Annotated in this window: 5 protein-coding genes; 2 read left to right on the plus strand and 3 right to left on the minus strand. The window is 72.1% G+C overall.

Going from position 1 to position 5,247, the window contains the following annotated elements:
• Positions 1-110 precede the first annotated feature (110 nt).
• Complete coding sequence (locus ACWCQ6_RS35630; RefSeq protein WP_451096435.1) at positions 111-761, minus strand: TetR/AcrR family transcriptional regulator; 651 nt, start codon at positions 759-761, stop codon at positions 111-113.
• Between the two features lie 322 nt (positions 762-1,083).
• Between ACWCQ6_RS35630 and ACWCQ6_RS35635 the strand changes: the two genes are divergently transcribed.
• Entirely contained in the window at positions 1,084-2,064 is a 981-nt protein-coding gene (locus ACWCQ6_RS35635; RefSeq protein ID WP_451096437.1) for a DMT family transporter, read from the plus strand.
• Positions 2,065-2,130: 66 nt separating this feature from the next.
• Here ACWCQ6_RS35635 and ACWCQ6_RS35640 read toward each other — a convergent pair whose 3' ends face one another.
• Together ACWCQ6_RS35640 and ACWCQ6_RS35645 are read right to left on the minus strand one after the other, a co-directional pair.
• Positions 2,131-2,691: a PadR family transcriptional regulator gene (locus ACWCQ6_RS35640; RefSeq protein ID WP_451096438.1), complete on the minus strand. Its 561-nt coding sequence runs from the start codon at positions 2,689-2,691 to the stop codon at positions 2,131-2,133.
• A gap of 73 nt (positions 2,692-2,764) precedes the next feature.
• On the minus strand, positions 2,765-4,780 hold the full coding sequence (locus ACWCQ6_RS35645; RefSeq protein WP_451096440.1) for an FAD-dependent oxidoreductase: 2,016 nt from the start codon (positions 4,778-4,780) through the stop codon (positions 2,765-2,767).
• 238 nt (positions 4,781-5,018) lie between these two features.
• Here ACWCQ6_RS35645 and ACWCQ6_RS35650 point away from each other — a divergent pair.
• Positions 5,019-5,247 (plus strand): DoxX family membrane protein (locus ACWCQ6_RS35650; protein WP_451096442.1); only part of this gene is annotated, 229 nt, incomplete at its 3' end.

The raw sequence follows: 5,247 nt of genomic DNA on the forward strand, positions 1-5,247 counted from the left end.
TCCGATCTCGCGGTGGTGATCGGTGTGGCAGTTCTCTATGCGGTCGTCGCAGCGGCCGCCCGGGCGGTGCGCCGCCCCCGTCCCCACGGTGCGGCGCCGGCGAGCCGTCGTCATCCGCTCGGACAACGGCCCACGCCCTGGTGTGCGGACGCACCCAGTCCGAGCGGGGGGAGAACGGCGTTCTCCACGAACCGGGTGAGGTAGGCCTCGTCCGCGATCTCTCCCTCCAGCAGTGGCCGGGCGCGCATCACGCCCAGGAGCTGTGCGGAGACGAACTCCGCTGCCGGGTTGTCCGGCTGGATCTCGCCGCGCTCCGCACCGCGCCGGACCATGGCGTCGATCGCTGCCAGTCCGGGCGCGATCAGCGCCTCGCGCAGCGCGCACAGCAGCTCGGGGCTCTGCAGTGCGGCATGGCTCAGTGCGTGCATGAGCGGGGTGTCGCGCCCCGAGCCCGCGCCGATCGCCCGCGCCGCCTCGCGCAGATCTTCCGCGAGGGTGCCGGTGTCGATGTGCGGCAGCAGTGCCTGCCGGGTGCCGTGCAGTGCGGCCACCACCAGTTCGGGCTTGGAGCCCCACTGCCGGTAGAGCGTGGATTTTCCGCAGCGGGTCCGCGAGGCGACCCCCTCCATGGTGAGCGCCTCGTACCCGGACTCTCGCAGTATGTCGAGCACGGCCGCGTAGAACTCCTGGGCCCGCTCCGGTGTGATCTTCGAGCGGCGCGGCGTGTGTGCCGGTTCCTGTGCGACTTCCCGCGGCGGCATGTGTCTTCCCTCTCGGCGAGCTGCGACGAGGTCCTTCGATACGTCAGTGTACCGATACGCACGTGTACCGATACGTTCGCGTATCGGTACACTGGCGTATCGATTCGGCATGGACTGGACCATGCCTTCGTAACACCGCTTCGTCAGCAAAGGGGCACCGGGTGATGTACGCCGGTAGCGAGCCAGCAGATCGGGAGCCGGACAGTTCTGCCCGACCGCCCCTGGCCCGCGAGCTTCTTCCGGGTGAAACCGCGCTGTCGGCCGTGCCTTACGCCGCCGAGCCCGCCGTCCCGGCCGCGTACGCCTCGCCCAGAGCGCGACGATGAACGCCACCGTGATCGCCGTCGCGCTGTCCCTGGTCTCCGCCGCGGCCTACGCGTCGGCCGCGGTGGCGCAGGCCCGGCTCGCCGGACGGACCGAACCGGACGCCGGGGTGCTGCGGCTGCTCGGACGAGGCGCCTGGTGGTCGGCGGTCGCGCTGAACGCCGGTGGCGCGCTGCTGCATGTCGCGGCGCTCGAGTACGGCCCGCTCACCCTCGTCCAGCCGCTCGGCGCCCTCACCCTGGTCGCCGCCGTCCCGCTGGGTGCCAGGGCCGCGGGCCGCCGGGTCACCAGGATCGAGTGGCGCGGCACCGTCCTCACCCTGCTCGGTCTCGCTGCCCTGCTGGTGACCGCGGGCGGTGCCGCCCCGCACGAAACGCTCAGCCTGCCCGAGGCCCTGGCCGTCGGGGCCGGGACCCTGGCCGTCGTCGCCGGACTCAGCAGGCCGGGAGTACGCCCGGGCCTGCGGCACGCCGCCGCGTCCGGCATCACCTCGGGCGTCGCGTCCGCGCTCACCCAGACCCTGACCGTCTCCGTCACCGACCACACCGGTCCGCTGCTCAGCCGGCATCTGGTCGTTGTCGCGCTGCTGGTCTCCACGTTCGCGATGAGCGGGCTGCTGCTCTCCCAGACCGCCTACCGGGGTGGCCTGGGCGCACCGCTGGCGGTCGTCACGCTCGCCAATCCGGTGGCCGCTGCGGCCATCGGCCTGGCCCTGCTCGGCGAACGCCTGCAGGGCGGGGCGACCGGCCTGTTCCTGGCCCTGCTCGGGACGGTGGCGGCGGTACGGGGCGTGATCCTGCTCAGTCGTGCCCAGGCGGAGACCTCGGCCGCCGCCGGTCCGGTCACTGTCGGCCCGGCCGGGGGCGAGCCGAAGCCCGGGGCCGGATCGCCGTCACGGGTCGTCATCGCGATCCGGGGGCCGATGGACCAGCCGGCGCTGCGACCGGAACCGGGCCGGGCACCGGTGGGCGGTTCGTAGGGCACGGAAGCGGCGCCTGCCGGCCGCCGGTGCGGCGCGGGAACGTGACATTCGCCTGCCCGACTGTCACGTACAGGGGCGGCCAGGCTGAGGACCCGGCTTCTCTTCCCGGTCCAGTGCCCGCGTCAGCCAGCCGATCCAGAAGTTCTCCAGATCGATGCCGCCGCGCAGGACCAGGTGGCGCAGCCGGTCCTCCTCGGAGTTCCGCCCGGGCGGGAAGTCCCGCTGCTCGATCTCCAGATACTCCGCCAGCTGCCGGCGATGCAGCCCCAGGTGGCGGCGGAGCTCCGCATCCAGACCAGGTGCCCCGACGACCGCCGCGGCCCGCATGCGCAGCAACAGCGGATCCCGGACCTGCTTGGGGTCCTCGGAGCGGGCCACCCATGCGCAGAGCGCCTCGCGGCCCGCGGGCAGTACCTCGTACTCCTTCTTCTGCCCGCGGGCGGGCTGCTGCGACGGCAGCGCGCGGATCTGTCCGGCCTGCTCCAGCTTTCCCAGCTCCCGGTAGATCTGCTGGTGCGTGGCGGACCAGAAGTAGCCGATCGACCTGTCGAACCTGCGGGTCAGCTCCAGCCCCGACGACGGCTTCTCGAGCAGGGCGGTGAGAATCGCATACGGGAGTGACATGGGGTGCATCCTATGGACGGCCGGCCGCGGCCGTGTGGCACAGGGGCCGGCCCTGTGCCACACGGCCGGTGCGTCACAGCGAGGCCGCGAGCTCCATGCCCTGGCGGATCGCCCGCTTGGCGTCCAGTTCGGCCGCCACGTGCGCGCCGCCGATGAGATGCGCCGTACGGCCTGCGGCGAGCAGGGCCTCGTACAGGTCGCGGCACGGCTCCTGACCCGCGCAGACCACGATCGTGTCGACCGGCAGGACGTGCTGCTCGCCGTCGACCGTGAGGTGCAGGCCCTCGTCGTCGATCCGGTCATAGGCGGCGCCCGCGATCGTGGTGACGCCGCGGTGCCGCAGCTCGGTGCGGTGGATCCAGCCGGTCGTCTTCCCCAGCCCCGCGCCGACCTTGCCGGTCCTGCGCTGGATCAGGTGGACGGTCCGCGGGGTCTTCGGGCGTTCCGGAGCGCGGAGGCCGCCGCGGTCCAGGTAGCAGGTGTCGACGCCCCACTGCCGGAAGAACACCTCGGGGTCGCGGCTCGCACCGTCGCCCGAGTCGGTGAGGAACTCTGCGAGATCGAAGCCGATGCCGCCCGCCCCGATGATCGCGACCCGTTCGCCGACCGGTGCCCCGTCGCGCAGGACATCGAGGTAGCCGACCACGCTGGGGTGGTCCTGGCCCGGTATCGCGGGGGAGCGCGGGGTGACACCGGTGGCGAGGACGACCTCGTCGAAACCCTCGAGCGCGCCCGCCGTGACCCACGTGCCGAGCCGGAGCTCGACCTGCTCCTCGCGGAGCCGGGTACGGAAGTAGCGCAGCGTCTCGTCGAACTCCTCCTTGCCGGGGACCCGGCGCGCCACGTTCAGCTGGCCGCCGATCTCCTCGGCCGCGTCGAACAGCGTCACCCGGTGCCCGCGCTCGGACGCCGAGACGGCGCACGCGAGCCCGGCGGGCCCGGCGCCCACGACCGCCACCCGCTTCACGGTGCGGGTCGGCGACAGGGTGAGCTCGGTCTCGTGGCAGGCACGCGGATTGACCAGGCAGGAGGTGACCTTGCCGCTGAAGATGTGGTCCAGGCAGGCCTGGTTGCAGCCGATACAGGTGTTGATCGCGTCCGCACGGCCCTGGGCCGCCTTCGCGACGAAGTCGGGGTCGGCGAGGAACGGCCGGGCCATCGACACCATGTCCGCCCGGCCCGAGGCGAGGATCTCCTCGGCGACCTCGGGCGTGTTGATGCGGTTGCTCGTCACCAGCGGCACGGAGACGGCCCCGCGCACCTTCTCCGTGACCCAGGTGTAGGCGCCACGCGGCACCGAGGTGGCAATGGTGGGGATGCGGGCCTCGTGCCAGCCGATCCCGGTGTTGATGATCGTCGCACCGGCCGACTCGATCTCGCGGGCGAGCCGCACCACCTCCTCCAGCGAGGAACCGCCCGGCACCAGGTCCAGCATCGACAGCCGGTAGATCAGGACGAAGTCGCTGCCGACCCGCTCGCGGACCCGGTGCACGATTTCGACGGGGAACCGGATGCGGTTCTCGTACGAGCCGCCCCAGCGGTCGGTGCGGTGATTGGTGGCGGCGGCGGTGAACTCGTTGATCAAATAGCCCTCGGAGCCCATGATCTCGACCCCGTCGTACCCGGCACGGCGCGCCAGCTCGGCCGCCGTCGCGAAGTCCTCGATGGTCTCCTCGACCTCGTCGTCGCTGAGGGCGTGCGGGGTGAAGGCGCTGATCGGTGCCTGGATCGCGCTCGGCGCCACCAGATCGGGATGGTGCGCGTACCGGCCGAAGTGCAGGATCTGCATGGCGATCCGGCCGCCGGCCCCGTGGACGGCAGCGGTGACCCGCGCGTGCTGTTCGGCCTCCGCCTCGGTGGTCATCTTGGCCCCGCCGGGCAAGGAGCAGCCCCGGGCGTTGGGGGCGATGCCACCGGTCACCATCAGGCCGACGCCGCCCCGGGCACGCTCCGCGTAGAAGGCGGCCATTCGCTCGAAGCCGCGCTCGACCTCTTCGAGACCGATGTGCATCGAACCCATCAGCACCCTGTTGGGGAGCGTGGTGAACCCCAGGTCGAGCGGGCTCAGCAGATTCGGGTACGGGCTCATGCGGCGGCTCCTTGCGCAGTGTCGGTTGCGCCAGTTGTAGACCACCGGAACTCCATTGTGCAACAAGTTGCACAATGGTGTGGGGTCTCAGTACCTCACACGAGGCCGCCCCCGAACGGCGTAACACCAGGGCCCGCCTGCGCCCCATGCCACAGAAGGTGGAGCTGTGGCATCCGCCCGGCTCGGTGCGGCCGCCCCGTCGTACCCCGCCCACCCCGACACCTCTGCGGAGACCCCCATGGCCTGCCTCGACCGGCGTGACCTAGGCCTTCTCGTCCTGCGTGTCGGGACCGGCGCGGTACTGGCCGCGCACGGCACCCAGAAGCTGGCCGGCTGGTTCGGCGGCGGAGGCATCCAGGCAACCACCGCCTCGATGGAGGCGATGGGCTTCCACCCCCCGAAGCACAGCGCGCTCGCCGCCGGGCTCGGCGAGGCGGGCGGCGGAGCGCTGCTGATGCTCGGCCTCG

The organism is Streptomyces sp. NPDC001880 (assembly GCF_053594575.1).

Bases quoted from the DNA above. Each gene is read 5' to 3' on its own strand.
- ACWCQ6_RS35640 (WP_451096438.1), bottom strand. From the start codon at position 2,691: ATGTCACTCCCGTATGCGATTCTCACCGCCCTGCTCGAGAAGCCGTCG.
- ACWCQ6_RS35630 (WP_451096435.1), bottom strand. From the start codon at position 761: ATGCCGCCGCGGGAAGTCGCACAGGAACCGGCACACACGCCGCGCCGC.
- ACWCQ6_RS35635 (WP_451096437.1), top strand. From the start codon at position 1,084: ATGAACGCCACCGTGATCGCCGTCGCGCTGTCCCTGGTCTCCGCCGCG.
- ACWCQ6_RS35645 (WP_451096440.1), bottom strand. From the start codon at position 4,780: ATGAGCCCGTACCCGAATCTGCTGAGCCCGCTCGACCTGGGGTTCACC.